This is a genomic window from Streptomyces sp. H27-C3, from assembly GCF_030063415.1.
Classification (GTDB): Bacteria; Actinomycetota; Actinomycetes; order Streptomycetales; family Streptomycetaceae; genus Streptomyces.
The window spans coordinates 35,100-53,805 of the sequence record NZ_JASITA010000033.1 but is presented as its reverse complement, the minus strand read 5'-3'; the positions used below and the strand labels follow the sequence as shown (position 1 = coordinate 53,805).

General features: G+C 71.8%; 14 protein-coding genes and 3 pseudogenes. 7 read left to right on the top strand and 10 right to left on the bottom strand.

Annotation, left to right across the window (positions count from 1 at the left end; translation table 11 throughout):
* Window position 1: 1 nt before the first annotated feature.
* Window positions 2-1,168 carry a glycogen synthase gene (gene glgA / locus QMK30_RS28010; protein ID WP_283521118.1) on the bottom strand — a complete coding sequence of 389 codons (1,167 nt, stop codon included), beginning with the start codon at window positions 1,166-1,168 and terminating at the stop codon, window positions 2-4.
* 43 nt (window positions 1,169-1,211) lie between these two features.
* Window positions 1,212-1,922: a (2Fe-2S)-binding protein gene (locus tag QMK30_RS28005; protein ID WP_283521117.1), complete on the bottom strand. Its 711-nt coding sequence runs from the start codon at window positions 1,920-1,922 to the stop codon at window positions 1,212-1,214.
* A 209-nt stretch (window positions 1,923-2,131) separates the two neighbouring features.
* On the opposite strand from QMK30_RS28005, the gene QMK30_RS28000 reads away from it, so the two are divergent.
* On the top strand, window positions 2,132-3,208 hold the full coding sequence (locus QMK30_RS28000) for a DMT family transporter (RefSeq protein ID WP_283521116.1): 1,077 nt from the start codon (window positions 2,132-2,134) through the stop codon (window positions 3,206-3,208).
* On the opposite strand, the gene QMK30_RS27995 is transcribed toward QMK30_RS28000, so the two are convergent.
* Together QMK30_RS27995 and QMK30_RS27990 are read right to left on the bottom strand one after the other, a co-directional pair.
* The gene (locus QMK30_RS27995) at window positions 3,178-4,404 is read right to left on the bottom strand and encodes a transglycosylase family protein (RefSeq protein WP_283521115.1); all 1,227 of its coding nucleotides are present in this window, start codon (window positions 4,402-4,404) and stop codon (window positions 3,178-3,180) included. The two genes, QMK30_RS28000 and QMK30_RS27995, sit on opposite strands and share 31 nt — an antisense overlap.
* A gap of 192 nt (window positions 4,405-4,596) precedes the next feature.
* Window positions 4,597-5,409: pseudogene (locus QMK30_RS27990) on the bottom strand (ROK family protein); the annotation flags it as partial.
* Here QMK30_RS27990 and QMK30_RS27985 point away from each other — a divergent pair.
* The 3 genes and pseudogenes from QMK30_RS27985 to QMK30_RS27975 form a co-directional block, all read left to right on the top strand.
* Window positions 5,408-5,878, top strand: a pseudogene (locus QMK30_RS27985) (carbohydrate ABC transporter permease); the annotation flags it as partial. The pseudogenes QMK30_RS27990 and QMK30_RS27985 overlap by 2 nt on opposite strands.
* The gene (locus QMK30_RS27980) at window positions 5,871-6,560 is read left to right on the top strand and encodes a carbohydrate ABC transporter permease (RefSeq protein ID WP_283521114.1); all 690 of its coding nucleotides are present in this window, start codon (window positions 5,871-5,873) and stop codon (window positions 6,558-6,560) included. The pseudogene QMK30_RS27985 and the gene QMK30_RS27980, both read left to right, overlap by 8 nt.
* Window positions 6,561-6,580: 20 nt before the next feature.
* Window positions 6,581-7,933, top strand: coding sequence for a GH1 family beta-glucosidase (locus tag QMK30_RS27975; RefSeq protein WP_283521113.1), 1,353 nt, complete (start codon window positions 6,581-6,583; stop codon window positions 7,931-7,933).
* A gap of 122 nt (window positions 7,934-8,055) precedes the next feature.
* Here the strand turns inward: QMK30_RS27975 and QMK30_RS27970 are convergent, their stop codons facing one another.
* Entirely contained in the window at window positions 8,056-8,346 is a 291-nt protein-coding gene (locus QMK30_RS27970) for a PfkB family carbohydrate kinase (protein ID WP_283521112.1), read from the bottom strand.
* A 176-nt stretch (window positions 8,347-8,522) separates the two neighbouring features.
* Between QMK30_RS27970 and gnd the strand changes: the two genes are divergently transcribed.
* Entirely contained in the window at window positions 8,523-9,965 is a 1,443-nt protein-coding gene (gene gnd / locus QMK30_RS27965; RefSeq protein WP_283521111.1) for an NADP-dependent phosphogluconate dehydrogenase, read from the top strand.
* Between the two features lie 288 nt (window positions 9,966-10,253).
* Here the strand turns inward: gnd and QMK30_RS27960 are convergent, their stop codons facing one another.
* The 4 genes and pseudogenes from QMK30_RS27960 to QMK30_RS27945 all read right to left on the bottom strand — a co-directional run bounded on the left by QMK30_RS27960 (window position 10,254) and on the right by QMK30_RS27945 (window position 14,768).
* The gene (locus QMK30_RS27960) at window positions 10,254-10,928 is read right to left on the bottom strand and encodes an aspartate/glutamate racemase family protein (RefSeq protein ID WP_283521110.1); all 675 of its coding nucleotides are present in this window, start codon (window positions 10,926-10,928) and stop codon (window positions 10,254-10,256) included.
* Between the two features lie 59 nt (window positions 10,929-10,987).
* Window positions 10,988-11,926: pseudogene (locus QMK30_RS27955) on the bottom strand (NAD(P)/FAD-dependent oxidoreductase); the annotation flags it as partial.
* Window positions 11,923-13,338, bottom strand: a complete 1,416-nt coding sequence (locus tag QMK30_RS27950; protein WP_283521109.1) for an FAD-dependent oxidoreductase — start codon at window positions 13,336-13,338, stop codon at window positions 11,923-11,925. The pseudogene QMK30_RS27955 and the gene QMK30_RS27950, both read right to left, overlap by 4 nt.
* Entirely contained in the window at window positions 13,335-14,768 is a 1,434-nt protein-coding gene (locus QMK30_RS27945) for an FGGY family carbohydrate kinase (protein ID WP_283521108.1), read from the bottom strand. Before QMK30_RS27945 ends, QMK30_RS27950 begins: the two co-directional genes overlap by 4 nt.
* A gap of 328 nt (window positions 14,769-15,096) precedes the next feature.
* Between QMK30_RS27945 and QMK30_RS27940 the strand changes: the two genes are divergently transcribed.
* Window positions 15,097-16,086, top strand: a complete 990-nt coding sequence (locus QMK30_RS27940; RefSeq protein WP_283521107.1) for a hypothetical protein — start codon at window positions 15,097-15,099, stop codon at window positions 16,084-16,086.
* Between the two features lie 129 nt (window positions 16,087-16,215).
* Window positions 16,216-17,745 carry an amino acid permease gene (locus tag QMK30_RS27935; RefSeq protein WP_283521106.1) on the top strand — a complete coding sequence of 510 codons (1,530 nt, stop codon included), beginning with the start codon at window positions 16,216-16,218 and terminating at the stop codon, window positions 17,743-17,745.
* 93 nt (window positions 17,746-17,838) lie between these two features.
* On the opposite strand, the gene QMK30_RS27930 is transcribed toward QMK30_RS27935, so the two are convergent.
* A complete protein-coding gene (locus QMK30_RS27930) occupies window positions 17,839-18,660 on the bottom strand; it encodes a sulfite exporter TauE/SafE family protein (RefSeq protein WP_283521105.1) in 822 nt (273 codons plus the stop codon).
* Window positions 18,661-18,706 lie beyond the last annotated feature (46 nt).

Below are 18,706 nucleotides of genomic sequence, written 5' to 3'. Positions count from 1 at the left end.
GCTAGTTGGCTTTCAGAATCTCCTCGTATACCTCGACCGTGCGACGGGCGACGGCGTCCCAGCCGAACTCCCGCACCGCACGCTCACGGCCCGCTTCGCCCATCCGTGTCGCGGTGTGCCGGTCGCCGGTGAGCCGGTTGAGCGCGTCCGCGATGCCCGCCTCGAAGGCCCCGGCGTCCGACGCGTCGTACGCGACGAGCAGCCCGTTCCCACCGTCCTCGACGACCTCCGGAATGCCGCCGACCGCGGAGGCCACGACCGGCGTCCCGCAGGCCATCGCCTCCAGGTTGACGATGCCCAGCGGCTCGTACACCGACGGACAGACGAACACGGTCGCGTGGGTGAGGAGTTGGATGACCTCCGGGCGCGGCAGCATCTCGGGGATCCAGTGCACTCCGTCGCGCGTGCGGCGCAGCTCGTCGACGAGCTCGCGGAACTCCCGCTCGATCTCCGGGGTGTCGGGGGCGCCGGCGCACAGGACGAGTTGCGTGGCCGGGTCCAACCGGCGGGCCGCACGCAGCAGATGGGGTACGCCCTTCTGGCGGGTGACGCGGCCGACGAACAGGACGTACGGGCGCTCCGGGTCGACGCCGATGCGCTCCAGCACGTCCGTGCCGGGGTCCGGCCGGTAGAGCGAGGTGTCGATGCCGTTGCGCACGACCCGTACCCGGTCGGCGTCGAGCGTCGGGTAGCTGCTGAGGATGTCGGCGCGCATGCCGTGCGACACGGCGATGACGGCGTCGGCCGATTCGATCGCGGTGCGTTCGGCCCAGCCGGACAGGGCGTATCCGCCGCCCAGTTGCTCGGCCTTCCAGGGGCGCAGCGGCTCCAGCGAGTGCGAGGTCATCACGTGCGGGATGCCGTGGAGCAGCTTCGCGAAGTGGCCCGCGAGGTTGGCGTACCAGGTGTGCGAGTGGACCAGCTCGCGACCTTCGACCGCGGCGGCCATCGACAGGTCGACGGAGAAGGTGCGCAGGGCTTCGTTGGCGCCTTCGAGTCCGGTGCCGGCCCGGTGGCGGAGGACACCGGGGGAAGCCTCACCCGTACCCCAGCAGTGCACGTCGATGTCGACCAGGGACCTCAACTCGCCGGCGAGGAACTCCACATGGACGCCGGCTCCGCCGTACACGTCCGGCGGGAATTCCCGGGTGAGCAGCCCGACCTTCACCGTCGTCCCCCGTCGTCGCCCGTGTCCTGCCGTCCCTTGATGGTCACTCAGATCCGGGCCGATCGGAAGACCGCGATGGCGGGTGGTCGAATACGCAGTCGCCGCACAGGCCTCCGGACGGGCACCGGTAGTACAGGCAACAGCTCCGGCGGCGGAAGGCGGCGCCGCGCAGTGTGCCGGTGGAGCGCAGGTCCGGGTGGCGGAGGAGTTCGGCGGCCAGGCGCACGGCCCGCTCCCCCACCTCGGGTCGGCCGTTCTTCAGCGCCCAGGCGCGCAGCTCACGGGCGGCGCCGGCCAGGGCGGAGCCCGCGTTGCCCCACAGCAGTGCGGGCGACACCGGGCCTCCTCGGCGCAACGAGTCCGCCAGTGGCACCAGATGACCGGTCTGGACCACCTCGCGGATACGGTCCGCGGTCCCCGGGAGGGTGCGCGACGCGGCCAGCCACAGGTCGTCCGGGGAGCTCAGATCGGCGTCCCAGTGCAGGTCGGCGGCCGGCAGGTCGAGGATTTCCCCGTACAGGGCGGCCGGGCCGAGAACGACCGACCAGAGCCGGGCAGCGAGCCCCAGGTGCGCGATGGACGCGGCCACCCTGCGCTCGGGGGCCCCGAGCGCACCCGCGACCTTCTCGACCCGGAACGTCAGCGGGGCGTCCTCGCCCGCGTAGATCCGCGCCAGCGGGACATGGGCGCCGCTCGGAGCCTCGGTCCGCAGGGCGAAGAACCCGCCCACCGATGCCACTTCCGCAAGGTCCATCCGTAGCCACCCACCGCAGCTCTCCCGTGTGCGGGGTGTCCGCACCGCGCTCACCGTAGCCAAGGACCAGGGCTGTCCCGGCCGCCCGGCGCCCCGGACGACCCCCGGGAGTAGGACCTTGAGCGTACTCGCGTACTACGTCAGCAGTACGTCGCAATGCCTGCTCAAGGACGACGACGCGGAGCCTTCGAGGAGACATCGTGGAGTACATGAGTGCACTCGCCCTGTCCGTGCTGATGGCGCTGGTCTCCGCGGTCGCGTACGCGGCCGCGGCCATCGTGCAGGAACGCGTCGCCTCCGCCGCTCCGCACCGGCCGTACGCCCCGCTGCGCCACGGCGGGTGGTGGGCCGCCGTGGCGCTCAACGGGGTCGGTGCGCTGCTGCATGTCGGGGCGCTTGCGTACGGGCCGCTGAGCCTGGTCCAGCCGCTCGGTGCGCTGACCATTGTCTTCGCGCTGCCGATGGCCGCGGTGTTCGTACGTCGCGGGGCGGGCGCCACCGCCTGGCGCGGCGCGATCATGGCGTCGGTCGGACTCGCGGGGCTGCTGTCGCTGACCGGCACGACCGACGCGCAGTCGCTGAGCGGCGTCGAGCGGCTGACGGTGGCGCTGGCGGCCTTCGGCGCGGTGGCGGCGCTGTTCGCGGTCGCCCAGCGCGTGCACCGTACGGCCGTGCGCAGCATCCTGCTGGCCACGGCGGCCGGCGCCGCCTTCGGAATCGCCTCGGTGTTCACCAAGACCGTCGCCGTGGACTGGACATCGTCCGCGGCACTGACCGGGCAGCTGCCGAGCCTGCTGGTCATCGCCGCGCTCGCGACGGCGGGCCTGCTGCTCTCGCAGGCCTCCTACCGGGGCGCCGGGCTGGCCGCACCGCTGGCCGCCGTCACCATGATCAACCCGGTGGTGGCGGCCGGCGTGGGCATCATGCTCTTCGGCGAGCACTTCCGTTACGGCGTGCTGGGCACCGCCCTGGCACTGGGCTGCGGAGCTGTCGCGGCCGGCGGGCTGATCCTGCTGACGACGGAGCGGCTCGGCGCGCGCACGGACAGGCCGCAGCTGCCCGTGGCGCCTTCGCGGGCGCCCGCGGTGCCGTCACGGACGCCGCTGCCGCCGGTGTCCGTGCGGCGGGCGCCCGCGAGGTCGGTGAGCGAGGCGCAGGGATCCCGGCAGCCGTCGGCGCCCCGCTCGCAGCCGATGCCCGTGATGGAGCAGCGCCGTCGCCGCCCGCGCCCGCGCGAGGAGACCCGCTCCCGGGATCAGACGACGACGCCACCCGCCCTGAGGTAGGCCAGCGGGTCGATGTCGGATCCGTAGCCGGGGCCGCTGCGCACCTCGAAGTGCAGGTGCGGCCCCGTGCTGTTGCCGGTGGATCCTGAGCGGCCGATGCGCTGCCCGCCACCGACGTTCTGGCCCTCGCGGACGGTGAGCGCCGAAAGGTGTGCGTACTGGCTGTACTTCCCGTCGTTGTGCTGCACGACGACCTGGTAGCCGTACGCCCCGCCCCAGCCGGCCGAGACGACGCGGCCCGAGGCGACGGACTTCACGGCGGTTCCGGTGCCGACGGGGAAGTCGACGCCCGTGTGGTAGCCCTTGGCCCAGGAGGCGCCGGCGGCACGGTAGGGGGTGCTCGGCCCGGCTTCCACCGGGGCGAAGAGCCCGGATGTCTTCGGCGCGCTCTGTGTTTTCCGCGGTGCCTTCTGCTGCGTCTTCTGTGCGGTCTTCTCGGTCTTCTGCGCCGCCGGTGCCTTCTTGGCCGGTGCGGTGGCCGAGGCGCGCTCGGCGTCGGCGGTCCTGTCCCTGGCAGCGCGTTTCTGGGTGCCTTCGATGGCCAGTCGCTGGCCGGGGAGGATGAAGTCGGGGTCGTCGCCGACGACTTGGCGGTTGGCCTCGTACAGTCGCTGCCAGCCGCCCTTGACGCGCTCGGTGTCCGCGATGGTGGAGAGTGTGTCGCCACCGGCGACGGTGTACGTCCCCTTGGGGGGCGCGGCCGTGGGCTTGGCCGGAGCGGCCTTGGCCCGGACGGGCTTGGCGGGCGCCGGGGTCGAGACCTTCTGGGTCCGGGGCGGCGCGGCCTTCGGTCCGGTGCCGATGTCGAGGGCGTCGCCACCGCGGGTGAGGCCCGCGCGCACCGAACACAGCGGCCAGGCGGTCGGCCCCTGTCCCTTGAGCACCTTCTCGGCGACGGTGATCTGCTGGCCCTTGGTGGCCAGATCGGCGCGCGGCGCGTAGGCCGTGCCGCCGTACGCCTGCCAGGTGGACGGCTTGAACTGCAGGCCGCCGTAATAGCCGTTGCCCGAGTTGATGTCCCAGTTACTGGTCGACTCGCAGGCCGCGACCTTCTCCCAGACGTCCACGGAGGCGGCGCCGGCCGACCCGGTGGCGACCAGGGGGAGAGCCATTCCGGCTCCTCCGGCGGTGACCGTCAGCGAGGCACGGTTGATGCGGCTGGGCTGGTACCGCCGATGACGACCGGTTGAGGCCATGACTCGAATCCCCCACTTACGCTTCGGACACGTCGCAATCGGCAAAAGTACGGGCCCGAACAGGCCATGACAAGGGCCGAGGGCACTTACGACGTCGGAGGCGTAGTCGCATGACGCCGGGAGCCCGCGCACTATTGCCCCCGAGGTCGTAAGGCCTCCGTGAGCGTCGAACTCACGTCGGTGGTACGGAAGTCAGCCCGAGCTCCTGCCCACCCCGTACGCGCGCCACTCGTCCTCCGCCACCAACGCCGCCTGGCCAGGCCACGCTTCGTCGGGCAGCTGCTGTCTGCGCCTGCCGCCGCGTGCGAAGAAGTCGGCCAGGGGAAGGGTCGCAGCCCCCACGGTCACCGCGTCGGGGCCGAGTCTGCCCAGCTCGATGACGGTCCGTTCGGCGGGGTAGCGCAGGGCGTACTGGGCCGCGTACCCGCGTACGGCGGGCAGCAGCGCGGGGCCGAGCATCAGACCGGCCCAGCCGCCGAGGAGGATGCGCTCGGGGTGGAAGAGGTTCACCAGGTCGGCGATGCCCGCCCCAAGGAACTCTGCCGTCTCGTCCAAGAGTTGAACGGCCGCGGGGTCGGCCGGCGGACCGCCGTCACCGGGATGCGCCGCCAGCAGCAGGGCGGCCAGCGCGGTCTCCTCGTCGGCACCCTCCGACAGGGGCCCGCCCGCCTCCAGCCAGCGCTCGCGCAGCGCCTGCGCACCCGCGTAGGCCTCCAGGCAGCCCAGGGACCCGCAGCGGCAGCGGCGACCGCCGACCCGCAGTGTGGTGTGCCCCCATTCGACGGCGCTGCTGTGCGCGCCGCCGTACAGGGCGCCGTTGACCACCACGCAGGCGCCCACACCGGAGCCGATCAGGGCGATGACGGCGTCGCGCGCCCCGCGTCCGCCGCCGAACCACATTTCGGCCTGGCCCAGCGTCTTGGCGCCGTTGTCGATGAAAAACGGCACCTCGGAGGGCAGCCCTGCCGTTTCGCGCAGCAAGGCCTCCAGGGGCACGGCGTCCCAGCTGGGCCTCACCGACAGCCCGTCGTTCTGGCTGATCGGCGACAACAGTTTCATCGCGCTGGCCGTCGTCGCCATCTGGAAGACCTGGCCGTTCGCGTTCCTCATGATCATGGCCGGGCTCCAGAACATTCCGCGCGAGCTGTACGAGGCGGCCTCGATCGACGGCGCCGGGATCTGGCAGCAGATCCGGCGGATCACCCTGCCTTCGCTGGCGCCCATCAACCAGGTACTGGTCCTCGTGCTGTTCCTGTGGACCTTCAACGACTTCAACACGCCGTTCGTACTGTTCGGCAAGTCGGCGCCGCGGGCCGCGGACCTGATCTCCATCCACATCTACCAGTCGTCGTTCGCCACTTGGAACTTCGGCAGTGGCGCGGCCATGTCCGTCCTGCTGCTGCTCTTCCTGCTGCTGGTGACCGCCGTGTACCTGTTCTTCACTTCGCGCGGGAGGAAGAGCGCCGATGCCTAAGTCCCCCACCGCGCCCCCGATGTCCTTCGTATGGACTCGGCGCATCGTGCTCGGCCTGATCGCCACGTTCGCCCTGCTGCCCGTCTACGTCATGCTCAGCAGCTCGCTCAAGCCGTTGGAGGACGTCTCGGGCAAGTTCCGCTGGATCCCCAGCGGGTTCACGATCCGCCCGTACTTCGACATCTGGGAGACCGTCCCGCTCGCCCGCTACTTCCTCAACTCGCTGATCGTGGCGAGTTCGGCGACGGTCTGCTCGGTGATCATCGCGATCTTCGCGGCGTACGCGGTGAGCCGCTACCGCTTCCGCGGCAAGCGCCTGTTCACCGTCACCGTGCTCTCCACCCAGATGTTCCCGGGCATCCTCTTCCTGCCCCCGCTCTTCCTGATCTACGTCAACATCGGTAACGCGACGGGCGTCGCGCTCTACGGATCGCGCGGCGGCCTGATCCTCGCGTATCTCACCTTCTCGTTGCCGTTCTCGATCTGGATGCTCATCGGGTACTTCGACTCCATCCCCCGGGAGTTGGACGAGGCGGCCATGGTCGACGGCTGCGGGCCGCTCGGCGCACTCTTCCGGGTCGTCGTGGCCGCCTCGCTCGTCGTCAGCATCCCGGTCGTCATCGGGTTCCTCCTCCTCCAGCGCTACCTCGTCGCCGGTCTCACCGCCGGCGCCGTCAAGTAGCCGTGCCAGAAAGGCAGTCCGTGAACGACCTCAATGCCCTGCCCGCCGACTTCACCTGGGGCGTGGCCACTTCGGCCTACCAGATCGAGGGCGCGGTGTCGGAGGACGGCCGCTCGCCGTCCATCTGGGACACCTTCTCCCGCACCGCCGGAGCCATCGACAACGGCGACCACGGCGACATCGCCTGCGACCACTACCACCGCTGGCGCGAGGACATCGCGCTGATGAAGAAGCTGGGCGTGGACGCGTACCGCTTCTCGATCGCCTGGCCGCGGGTGGTGCCGGGCGGCAGCGGGCAGGTCAACGAGGCCGGTCTTGGTTTCTACGACCGCCTGGTCGACGGCCTCCTGGAAGCGGGCATCACGCCCTTCCCCACGCTGTACCACTGGGACCTGCCGCAGGCCCTGCAGGACCGCGGCGGCTGGCCGGTCAGGGAGACCGCCGAGCACTTCGCCGCGTACGCCGCCGTGGTGGCCGACCGGCTCGGCGACCGGGTGCGCGACTGGGCGACCCTCAACGAACCGCTGTGCTCCGCGTGGATCGGTCACCTCGAAGGCAGGATGGCGCCCGGCCTGACCGACCTGACGGCCGCCGTCAACGCCTCGTACCACCTGCACCTGGGCTACGGCCTCGCCACCCAGGCGATACGGGCCGCAGTCCCCGGCGCACGGGTCGGCATCGTCAACAACCTCAGCCCCTGCGAGCCCGCCACCGACAGCGACGCCGACCGGGCCGCGGCGGTGCGCGCCGACGGGCACACCAACCGCTGGTGGCTCGACCCGATCCACGGCCGCGGCTACCCGCAGGACATGCTGGACCTGTACGGCGTGGCCCTCCCCGAGCGCCCCGGCGACCTGGAGACCATCGCCGCGCCGCTCGACTGGCTCGGCCTCAACTACTACTTCCGCAATGTGGTGGCCGACGACCCGACAGGCCCGCTGCCGCACGCCAAGCAGGTGGAAGCACCCGGTCGGCGCACCGCCATGGACTGGGAGGTGTGCGCCGACGGCCTGGAGCAGCTCCTGATGCGCCTGACGGACGACTACGGCGCGCGGAGCATCTACGTCACGGAGAACGGCTCCGCCTACCCGGACGTCGTCAAGCCCGACGGCACCGTCGACGACCCCGAGCGCGCCCGCTACCTGGAGGAGCACCTGGCGGCGTGCGCGCGGGCCGCGGGCAAGGGCGCGCCGCTCGCCGGTTACTTCGCCTGGTCGCTGCTCGACAACTTCGAGTGGGCGTACGGCTACGACAAGCGCTTCGGCCTGATCCACGTCGACTACGAGACCCAGCGCCGCACCATCAAGGGCAGCGGGCACCGTTACGCGGATATCATCCGCTCCTCGGCGCGCGGGGCACGCAAGGCGGCCTGAGCCCGCCGGATCGCGTCTGTTCCTGCCTGTTCCTGCCTGTTCCTGCCTGTTCCTGCCAGGGCGAAAACGGGTGGACCGACTCGACGTTCGAGCCGGTCCATCCGTGCGTGGCGGGTGCCGGGTCAGCCCTGGACACCCGACGGCAGGGAAGGCTCCGTGCCTGCGTGCCCGCACACCGAGGCCGCGACCTGCGCGGCGAAGGTGAGCATCTCCCGGACCTGCTCGGGCGCGAGTGTCGCCACGGCGTCGGCCCGGTGCGCGCCCAGCTCGGTGAGCCGGCTGAGCACCGCGGCCGTGAAGGCGTCTCCGGCGCCGATCGTGTTGACGACCTCGACCGGCGCGCCGGGCACCGAGAGCGGCGGTCCGGACGCGGTGTACGCCGTACTGCCGCGCGCACCGCGGGTCAGCACCACCAGGCGGCCCTCGGCGGCAAGTTCTGAATGCGGTGTGACCGGTTCCGCGCAACGCGGGAATCAGGGCCCACTGGTATGGCTTGATGATCCCTGGACGGCGGGACCACCCGGTCCGTATCCATACTGATTCTTACGTCTGATTCTTCACGTACCCGACGGAATCCAGGAGCACAGGAATGACTGGTACAGCCCAGATCGGTGTCACGGGGCTCGCGGTAATGGGCCGCAATCTCGCGCGCAACTTCGCCCGCAACGGCCTCACGGTCGCCCTGCACAACCGCACGGCCGCCAAGACGCACGACCTCGTCAAGGAATTCGGCGAGGAGGGCATCTTCGTCCCCGCCGACAGCGCGGCGGACTTCGTCGCCTCGCTGGAGCGCCCCCGCCGGCTGGTCATCATGGTCAAGGCCGGTGAGCCGACCGATGCGGTGATCCAGGAGTTCGCGGAGCTGCTTGAGCCCGGCGACGTCATCATCGACGGCGGCAACGCGCACTTCGAGGACACCCGGCGCCGTGAGAAGGAGCTGCGCGAGCGCGGCATCCACTTCGTCGGCACCGGCGTCTCGGGCGGCGAGGAGGGTGCGCTGAACGGGCCCAGCATCATGCCGGGCGGATCGGCGGAGTCCTACAAGTCCCTCGGGCCGCTGCTGGAGAAGATCGCCGCGAAGGCGAAGGACGGCACGCCGTGTGTCGCCCACATCGGTCCTGACGGCGCGGGCCACTTCGTGAAGATGGTGCACAACGGCATCGAGTACGCCGACATGCAGCTGATCGCCGAGGCGTACGACCTGCTGCGTACCGTCGCGGGCTACAGCCCCGAGAAGATCGCGGAGACCTTCCGCTCCTGGAACACCGGGCGGCTCGACTCGTATCTGATCGAGATCACCGCGGAGGTGCTCGCCCACAAGGACGCGGCCACCGGAAAGCCTTTTGTCGACATCGTCGCCGACGAGGCCGAGCAGAAGGGCACGGGGCGCTGGACCGTGCAGATCGCGCTCGACCTCGGCGTGCCGGTCTCGGGCATCGCGGAGGCGGTCTTCGCCCGCTCGCTGTCCGGCCACGCGGATCTGCGCAAGGCCTCGCGCGCGCTGCCGGGACCGACGTCCGCGCCGCTCGGCGAGGCGGAAGCCACGGTCTTCGCCGACCGGGTGGAGCAGGCGCTCTACGCGTCGAAGATCGTGTCGTACACGCAGGGCTTCCACCAGATCCAGGCGGGCAGCGAAAAGTACGACTGGAACATCGACCTCGGCGCGGTGGCCGCGCTCTGGCGCGCGGGCTGCATCATCCGCGCGGCGTTCCTGGACCGGATCAGGACGGCGTACGACGCCCGGCCCGAACTGCCGAGCCTGCTCTCCGACAAGGGGTTCACCGACGAGATCGGTGCGGCCCAGGACGACTGGCGCGCGGTAGTGGCAGCCGCCGCGCAGCAGGGCGTGCCCACGCCCGGCTTCTCGGCCGCGCTCGCGTACTACGACGCGCTGCGCGCGGAGCGGCTGCCCGCTGCCCTGACGCAGGGCCAGCGTGACTTCTTCGGGGCGCACACCTACCGGCGCACCGACCGCGAGGGCTCGTTCCACACCCTCTGGGGCGGCGACCGCTCCGAGGTGAACACCGGCTGACCCGAGCCGGTCAGATCCCCGACAGCGGGCCCGGAGCAGGCTCCGGGCCCGGGTCGGGCCCCGGCGGCTGCGGGATCGGGTCGGGGGCCGGTCCCGGCGGGACGGGCGACGGCGGGCCGGGGAGCGGTCCTGGCGTGGGGCCCGGCTCAGGTCCCAGCGGGCCCGGTGTCGGGGTCGGGGACGGCGGCACGGGGTCGGGGTAAGGCTGGGTCACAGCTGACCTCCTGACGATCGTGGTACGGGTCAAGACCCACTTTCTCCCCGTCCGCCTTTCCCCGCCCGGCGGGGTCACACGTCCTGAGCAGATCTTTCGGCATCCCCGGCGGCAGCCACCGCGGCGCGCAGACCCGGGGCGGGGCTGGAGAGCACGGGCAGGGCCGTGCCCGTACGGTCGGCCGCGTCCGCCATCGAGGCCTGGGCCAGCACCACCACATCGGCCCCGGTGATCCCGTCGACGCTCCGGGCCACGCTGTCCAGATAGCCGTCCCGGTCGCCGCTCTCGAAGCGCTCCCACGCGCCCCCGGCGGACACGGCACGGATGTCCACCCGCCGCCCGGCCGCTGCCGCTTCCTCCCTGATCAGGTCGGTGGTCGGCGCCAGGGTGCTGCGCAGCGCCGCTACCACCGCGATCCGGACCGTGCCGCGCTCCGGCGCCGCCGCGACGGCCGCGGCGGCCATCGGGCGGTCGACGCGCAGGACGGGCACACCGAGCCGCGCCGTGTGCGCCTGGGCCGCGCCACCGATGGTGGAGCAGGTGCACAGCACGGCCGTGGCACCGTCGGTGACCGCCTCGGTGAGCACCGCGGCGAGCGCGGAGTCGATGGCCCCGGGGCCTTCGGAGCGGGCCGCGGCCAGCAGGTCCTCGTACACCAGATGGCGCAGTCCGAGGCCGGGGTGATGCCGGTCCCTGAGTGCGTCGAAGACCGGGCCGTGGACCGGTGAGGTGTGCAGCAGCGTGAGCATGCGCGCGATGCTGGAGCCCGGCCGCCGGAGCCGCGGCGCTCGCCGTCGCGTCAGGTAGACCATTGCCGGCCGGCCAGGTGGCGCAGCACCGGTGCGGCGGCCAACCGGCCCTGCCTGGCCGCGGTGGTGGCCGCTTCGACGCCGTGCAGCAGGCTGCCGACGGCGAACACCCCCGGGTGGCCGGTGCGGAACTCCGCGTCGACCGCGGGTCCCCCGGTGGCGGGGTCGAGGGTGATGCCGCCGCGCCTGGCCAGTTCGTGGTCGGGGATCCGGTCGCCGGTGAAGACGACGGTGTCGCAGCCGACGGTGAAGGTGCTGCCGTCGCCGCGGCGCAGCCCCACCTCGGTCAGCCGGCCCCGGCCGAACAGCTCGGTCACGGTGACGCCGGTGAGCACCGGCACGCCGAGGCCACGGGCCCGGTGCTGCCGGCCGCCCGGCGGCTCGTCGGGCGCGTCGCCGATCAGCGCGGCAATGGCGACCTGAGCGCGGCGCAGGGTGCGTACCGCCTCCAGGCCCATGGACCGTGCGCCGACGACGACGGCTCGCGTGCCGACCCGCTGATGGTGGAGGTGGACGGCCTGCTGAAGCTCTCCGGTGGTGAGGACGCCCGCGGGCCGGGTGCCCGGCACCAGGCGGGCGCTGCGCGGGCGTTCGCGGGCGCCGGTGGCGAGGACGACGACGCGGGCGGTGACACGTTCCAGACCGGCGGGGCCGGTGATGTCCACGGTGAGTGGTCCCGCCCAGCCGGTGACGGTGACGCCCACCCGCACCGAAGCCCCGGCGTGGCGTGCCGCGTTGACGGCGCGGCGCGCGAACTCGGGGCCGCTCATCGGGAAGCCGTTGTGGTGGCAGTGCCGGGGGATGCCGCCGGCCCGCTGTTCGCGTTCGATGATCTCGACCGTGCCCGCGCCCGTGGCCGCCAGGCGGGCGCCCGCGGCGAGACCGGCGGGTCCCGCACCGACGACGAGGACGTCGACCGTACGCGGCAAGCGGCTCACTGTCCGGCCTCGAGGAGTGCCCGCACCGTCGCACCGCAGTAGAAACCCTGGCACCGGCCGCCCCGGGCGCGCGTGCGGCGGCGCAGACCGTCGAGCGAGCCGGCCGGGACGGTACTGGTGAGGGCGTCGCGTATCTCGCCCCGGGAGACCCGCTCGCAGTGGCAGACGAGGGTGCCGTACTCGGGGTCGGCGGCGATGAGGTCACCGCGCTCGTAGGGGCGGGGGAAGGCCTCACCGAGATTGGGCATGCGTACGGGCTCGGGCTCGTGCGCGGCGCCGAGGTCCAGACCGGCGGCTTCGAGCAGCTCCGTGACGTACCCGGCGATGGCCATCGAGGCGGTCAGGCCGGTGGAGCGGATGCCGCCCACGGTGATGTACCTCTGCTGGGGGTGGGCGTGGATCCGGTAGTCCTCGTGCTCGGTCGCGGCGCGCAGTCCGGCGTACACCGCGGTGACCTCCTCGTCGAGGAGGGCGGGCAGGATCCGGCGGCCCTTGTCCCGCAGGAGGGCCAGTCCTTCGGCCGTCGACCGGGTGGCCGACTTGTCGTCCAGTTCCTCGGCGGTGGGGCCGAGCAGCACATTGCCGTACACGGTCGGTGTCACCAGCACGCCCTTGCCGAGTGCGGTGGGCACCGGCAGCAGGATGTGCCGGACCAGGTCGCGGGCGAGCTTGTCGAAGACCATGAGCTGGCCGCGGCGTGGTGTCACCGTGAAGTCGCGGTGGCCGAGCATCCGGTCGATCTCGTCGGCGTACAGGCCCGCCGCGTTGACCAGGTGGCGGGTGCGCAGCGGGCCGCGGCCCGTGGTGAGCGCGTGCGTGACTCCGTCGGCTGCGTCACGCACCAGGCAGTCGACGGCCTCCACCCGGCAGTTCAGGTGCAGGTCCACTCCGGCGCGGACGGCCTGGGTGGCGTACGCGAGTGTGGTCGTCCAGGGGCAGATGATGCTCTCGCCGGGCACTTCGAGTGCGCCGAGCGCGCCGGGTCCCAGGTGCGGTTCGCGGGTGCGCAGCTCGTCGAGGCCGATGATCCGGGTGTCGTGGCAGCCGTTGCGTTCGGCCTTCTCGACCAGCCGGGGCAGGGCGGCGAGCTGTTCCTCGTCCCAGGCGACGAGCAGCGCGCCGATCCGCTCCACCGGGATGCCGACGTCGGCGGCGTACGCGGCGAGCCGTCCGCTGCCTTCGCGTACCAGCCGGGACTCCAGGGAGCCGGGCACGGCGTCGAAACCGGTGTGCAGGATCGCGGTGTTGGCCTTCGACGTGCCGTTGCCCACGTCGTCGGAGGCATCCACGAGGGCGATACGCAGCCGGTGACGGGCCAGCTCACGGGCGATGGCGGCGCCGACCACTCCGGCTCCGACGACCGTCACGTCGTACACATCGGGCGGCATGCTGCCGCAGGTGGTGACGCTCATGCCGCTGCCAGCAGCCCGGCCACCGCCGTGCGGAAGCGGCCGAGCTGGTCGGCGGCCTGCGCCGCCGAGATGCGCGGCTCGTAGACCGCGGCCGGCTTCCAGACGGGTATCGCGCCGCTCAGGGTGAGGCCGGGGTCGAGGCCGAGACGGGCGACGGCGCCCACTCCCAGCGCGGTGACGTCGGGCAGGGCGGACACCTCGACGGGCAGTTGCAGCAGGTCGGCCTGGGTCTGCATGAGCAGGGCCGAGCGGGTCAGGCCGCCGTCCACCCGCAGGACGGTGAGGGGCGCGCCGAAGTCGGCGGCGACCGCGTCTGCGAGCTCAACGACCTGGGCGGCGATGCCCTCGCACAGCGCGCGCACCAGATGCCCCGCGGTGGTGTCCAGGCCGAGCCCGGTCACCGAGCCGCGCAGGTCGCTGCGCCACCAGGGCGCGGCGAGTCCGGCGAGCGCCGGTACGAAGGTCACTCCCCCGGAGTCGGGCACCGCGGAGCCGACCGGGTCGAGGTCCTCGGCGCCGCCGATCACCCCGAGTTCGGTGAGCCAGCGGACGGCGGACGCGGCGGTGTAGACCTGCCCGTCGAGGCAGTAGTCGGTGCGTCCGGCGATCCGCCAGGCGACGCAGCTGACGAGGCCGGTGGTGGTGCGCCGGGGGCTGGTGCCCGTCTGGGCGAGGAGGAAGGCGCCGGTGCCGTAGGTGCATTTGGCGGCGCCGGGTTCGGTGGCGCCCTGGGCGAGCAGGGCGGCCTGCTGGTCGACGAGCAGGCCGGTCAGCGGTATCCGGGGGCCGAACGCGTCCGTGCTGCCCACCGGCCCTGCGGCATCGACGATGCGCGGCAGGCGCTCGTCGCCGAGGCCGAAGATGTCCAGGGCACGCGGTGACCAGTCGACGCGGTCGAGGTCCAGGAGCTGGGTACGTCCCGCCGTCGCCGCGTCCGTGACGAATTCGCCGGTCAGCTGGTGGACCAGCCATGCGTCGGTGGTGGTGACGACGCCCTCGCGGGTCAGGTGGCGGCGTATCCAGGCCATCTTGGGCGCGGCGAAATACGGGTCGATGGGCAGCCCGGTCAATTCCCGCAGCTGCTCGTCGTGGGCCGCGAGTTCCGCGCAGAGCCCTTCGGCGCGCCGGTCCTGCCACACGATGGCGTCGGTCAGCGGTGCGCCGGTGGCGGGGTCCCAAGCGAGCACCGTCTCGCCCTGGTTGGCGAGACCGAGGGCAGCCACCGGTTCCCCGGCCTCCCGGATCGCCAGGCGTCCGGCGTCGACCACCGAGGAGAGCAGTGCGGCCGGGTCGACCTCTACCCTGCCGCCTGCGGTGTAGCGGGGGCGCACCGGTGCGGAGCCGGATCCGATCACTCCCCGGTCCGGGCAGATGACCAGGGCCTTTGTGCCCGATGTGCCCTGGTCGACGGCAAGCACTGGGCCTGTCATCGCCCACCCCGTTCTTCGTTCGGCGCCCGGATCTTTGATCGAAAGCGTGGGGCAGGCCCGGTCCGGCGTCAAGGGCCGTCCCTTTCGCGCCGGTCGAATTGAATTGAGGTCAAACACGCTGTTGTTATCAAGGTTTGAGAAAGATCGAGGGAAGTGGAACGGGGACCTGCTGTTCGATCTACACTGTCCGCCGAGTAACAGCGGTACGCCAACGAATAGTTCGGGATGCCACTGACCAGGGCATGCCCGCCCCGCCCCCACGGTCCCAGAGGACCCATGACGACCACAGCAATCGCCGCGTCCGGCCGCGCGGCGGCGGGAATGACCCATGTCCCACGATGAGTTCCGCCCCGTCTACCACCCGGCGGGCCACGACAGCGCCCTGCGCGTCGCCGTCCAGGAGCTGCGTACCGGCCGCTGGGTGTCCATGCGCGACCTGCTGGCAGCGACCCCCGACTGGGGCCTGTGGACCCAGCGCACCCAGGTACTGGCGGCGGTGGCCGCAGGGTCCGACGCCGTACAGGCCTGGCGCAACGAGGAGCCGCACAGCGTCGCAGCGACGGTGATGCACACCCGTGTAGTGGTGGAGCGCGCCGTGCGGGCCCACCGCGAGGGACACCGGCGTACGCAGGAACTGTGGCGGGCCGCCTGGGAGGCATGCCAGATGGCCTCCAGCGCGTCCCCCGCGGACCCGGTGCCCTGGGTGTGTCTGCTGGCGCTGGCCCAGCTCGACGAGCGGCAGCGGTGGGACGACCACCAAATGCCCCCGCCGGGCCCGATGCTCTCCCCCGGGCCGTGGGGTCTGCTGGCCGAGGCCGACAAGCGGGACCCGTGCAACCGCGAGGCGTACCACCGGATGCTCCAGTTCATCTACGCGCGCCAGCCCGAGGGGCCGCTGTCCGAGGGCGTCAACTTCGTCCAGTGGGCCGCTTCCGCCGCGCCCGAGGGGTCGGCGCTCCAGGCGCTTCCGCTGTACGTCCGCGTGGAGCGCTACCGCCGCGAGCGCGGCCACGAAAAGGCGTTGGACCTGCACTGGGTGACGGAGGACGCCACCCGGGACGCCCGGCGGGCCCTGCACATCTGGTTCGACCACTCCGCGCCGGCCGACCGGTCCCTGCTGGACCTGAACTATCTGGCGCACGCCCTGTGGGGCGCCCAGCAGTTCGACGACGCGTCCAGGGTGTTCGAGGCGCTGGGGCCGCTCTACACCACCTTGCCGTGGGCCTACCGCGCTCGCGGCCTTGGTGACGCTTCGCTGGCCGAAGAGGTGTTCCTCCGGGCCCGGGGCCGATGCCTCACCTCGTCCTCTCCCCCGTAACCCCCCGCTCTTTGAATGTCCCGCGCGTTCCCATGTCCGCTTCACTCTGTCCGCTTCACTCCGTCCCCTCCAGACCGCTCACTCCACCCCGCCCGCTCCACACGTCCCTTCTCCCCCGGAGGCATCCCCATGGCTATATCCCCACCCAGATGGTCGAGTTCGGACCCCGTCCCACAGAAGGACGAGGAGGAGCGACTGCGGGAACTCGGCTACCAGCCGGTGCTGGCCCGCCGGATGGGCGGCTTCGGCAACTTCGCCATCAGCTTCTCCGTCATCTCGGTGCTCTCCGGCTGCATGACCCTGTACGGGTTCGGCCTGGGCACCGGCGGCCCCGCCGTGATGATGTGGGGCTGGCTGGGCGTCGGCCTGTTCGTCCTGTGCGTCGGCATGGCACTGGCCGAGGTCACCAGCGCGTACCCCACCTCCGGGGCCCTCTACTACATGGCCGACCGGCTCGGCGGCCGCAAATGGGGCTGGTACACCGGCTGGCTGAACCTGCTCGGTCTGCTGGGCGCCATCGCCGGAATCGACTACGGCGCGGCCCTGTTCACCGGCGCCTTTATGAATCTGCAGTGGGGTTTCAGCGCCACCCCCGGCTCGACCATGGTCATTTTCCTGTGCATTCTTCTGCTGCACGCCGTGCTGAACCTCTTCGGCGTACGCCTGGTCAGTGTGCTCAACTCGATCAGCGTGTGGTGGCACCTCGGCGGTGTCGCCCTGATCGTCGGCGCGCTGGCGATCGTGCCCTCCAACCACCAGTCGCCGTCGTTCGTCTTCACCGAGTTCGTCAATGACACCGGCTGGTCGAACCCGATCTACGTGGCCGCGATCGGTCTGCTCCTCGCGCAGTACACGTTCTCCGGTTACGACGCCTCCGCCCACCTCTCCGAGGAGACGTCCAACGCGTCGGTCTCGGCCGCCCGCGGCATCGTGCGCGCCATCTGGGTCTCCTGGATCGCCGGCTTCGCCCTGCTGGCCGGCCTGACCTTCGCCATCCAGGACTACGCGGGGACGCAGGACAGCGCGACGGGTGTACCGCCGGCCCAGATTCTGCTGGACGCGCTGGGCACCGGCGGCGCGACCGCCCTGCTGCTCGTCGTGATCACCGCGCAGCTGTTCTGCGGCAACGCGGAGGTGGCCGCGGCCAGCCGCATGGTGTTCGCCTTCAGCCGCGACGGCGCCCTGCCGGGCTCCAAGATCTGGCGCCGGGTCAGCCGCCGCACGCAGACTCCGGTCCCGGCGGTGTGGCTGTCGGTCGGCGTCGCGGCCCTGCTCGCCCTGCCCTCGCTGTACTCCGCGACGGCGTACGGCGCGGTGACGGCCATCAACGTCATCGGCATCACCCCCGCGTACGCGATCCCCATCTACCTGCGCCTGCGGGCGGGCGACAGCTTCGAGCCCGGCCCCTGGAACCTGGGCCGCTGGAGCAAGGCGATCGGCTGGACCGCTGTCACCTGGGTGGCCGTCATCACTGTGGTCTTCCTGTTGCCGCAGTCGTACCCGGTCACCGTCTCGTCGATGAACTACGCCTCGATCGCGCTGATCGCGGTGCTGACCCTGGCCACCGTGTGGTGGTTCGTCGCGCGCCGGACCTACAGCACCCCGTCGTCGTACGGAACCGCCCGCGAGGAGGCGGAGATCGCCGAGGGCATCGTCTGACCGACCCCGACCCCGACCCCGACCCCGACCCCGGATGCCGGCCGGCTGGAGCGCGCGCACACGCTCCAGCCGGTCCCCGGGGCCCGGCGCGGCTCAGCGCAACAGCAGCTGAAGGCCGCCCAGTACGGTCGCCCCGATCACCAGCCGCTCGAAGACCAGCTGGTTGATCCGGCCCACGCACTTGCGGCCCAGGTACGCGCCCGGGACGACGAAGACAAGCAACGCGGCGTCGAGCAGCAGGGACTGCCGGTCGATGAGACCGAGCCCCACGCTGAAGGGCGCCTTCGAGGTGTTGACGATCAGGAAGAACCACGCGGAGGTCCCCAGGAAGCCGAGCTTCTGGAAGCCCGCGGAGATCAGATAGAGCGACATGACGGGGCCGCCCGCGTTGGCGACCATCGTGGTGAATCCGCCGAGCACACCGTACGAACGCGCCTTGGCCCGACCGCCGCGCACCACCTCCGTGCCCTGCTCCCCGCCCGCGCCGCTGTCACCGCCGCTGTCACCGCCGCCGCCGCTGCCGCCGCCGCTGCCGCCACCGCTGTCGGCCTGCGCCCTTCGGCGCCACAGCGTGACGCCCACCATCAGCAGCAGGATCGCGCCGATCGAGGTGCGTACGGCGTCGTCGTCGGCCCACAGCATGAACACCGCGCCCAGCACCACCCCCACGGCCACCGCGGGGAACAGCCGCAGCAGGGTCGGCCAGTGGGCGTGCCGCCGGTAGACGAACACGGCGAGAAGGTCTCCCGCGATCAGGATCGGCAGCAGCACACCGGTCGATTCGCGGGCCGGGAGCACGGCCGCGAAGACCGCGAGGCTGATCGTGTTGGCACCGCTCACCGCGGTCTTCGAGAAGCCGACCAGCGCCGATGCCGCTGCGAGCACGGCGAGTTCCCACAAGGTCACGGAGTCCATATCGGGGACCGATGCTATGCCACGCCCCCTTCAGGTCACCTTGACG

What these genes read in the sequence shown, in the direction of transcription:
- QMK30_RS28000 (WP_283521116.1), top strand. Translation starts at nt 2,132, where the DNA reads ATGAGTGCACTCGCCCTGTCCGTGCTGATGGCGCTGGTCTCCGCGGTC.
- QMK30_RS27930 (WP_283521105.1), bottom strand. Translation starts at nt 18,660, where the DNA reads ATGGACTCCGTGACCTTGTGGGAACTCGCCGTGCTCGCAGCGGCATCG.
- QMK30_RS27935 (WP_283521106.1), top strand. Translation starts at nt 16,216, where the DNA reads ATGGCTATATCCCCACCCAGATGGTCGAGTTCGGACCCCGTCCCACAG.
- QMK30_RS27960 (WP_283521110.1), bottom strand. Translation starts at nt 10,928, where the DNA reads ATGCTCACGCTGCTGCACACCTCACCGGTCCACGGCCCGGTCTTCGAC.
- QMK30_RS27980 (WP_283521114.1), top strand. Translation starts at nt 5,871, where the DNA reads ATGCCTAAGTCCCCCACCGCGCCCCCGATGTCCTTCGTATGGACTCGG.
- gnd (WP_283521111.1), top strand. Translation starts at nt 8,523, where the DNA reads ATGACTGGTACAGCCCAGATCGGTGTCACGGGGCTCGCGGTAATGGGC.
- QMK30_RS28005 (WP_283521117.1), bottom strand. Translation starts at nt 1,922, where the DNA reads ATGGACCTTGCGGAAGTGGCATCGGTGGGCGGGTTCTTCGCCCTGCGG.
- QMK30_RS27940 (WP_283521107.1), top strand. Translation starts at nt 15,097, where the DNA reads ATGTCCCACGATGAGTTCCGCCCCGTCTACCACCCGGCGGGCCACGAC.
- QMK30_RS27945 (WP_283521108.1), bottom strand. Translation starts at nt 14,768, where the DNA reads ATGACAGGCCCAGTGCTTGCCGTCGACCAGGGCACATCGGGCACAAAG.
- QMK30_RS27995 (WP_283521115.1), bottom strand. Translation starts at nt 4,404, where the DNA reads ATGGCCTCAACCGGTCGTCATCGGCGGTACCAGCCCAGCCGCATCAAC.
- QMK30_RS27950 (WP_283521109.1), bottom strand. Translation starts at nt 13,338, where the DNA reads ATGAGCGTCACCACCTGCGGCAGCATGCCGCCCGATGTGTACGACGTG.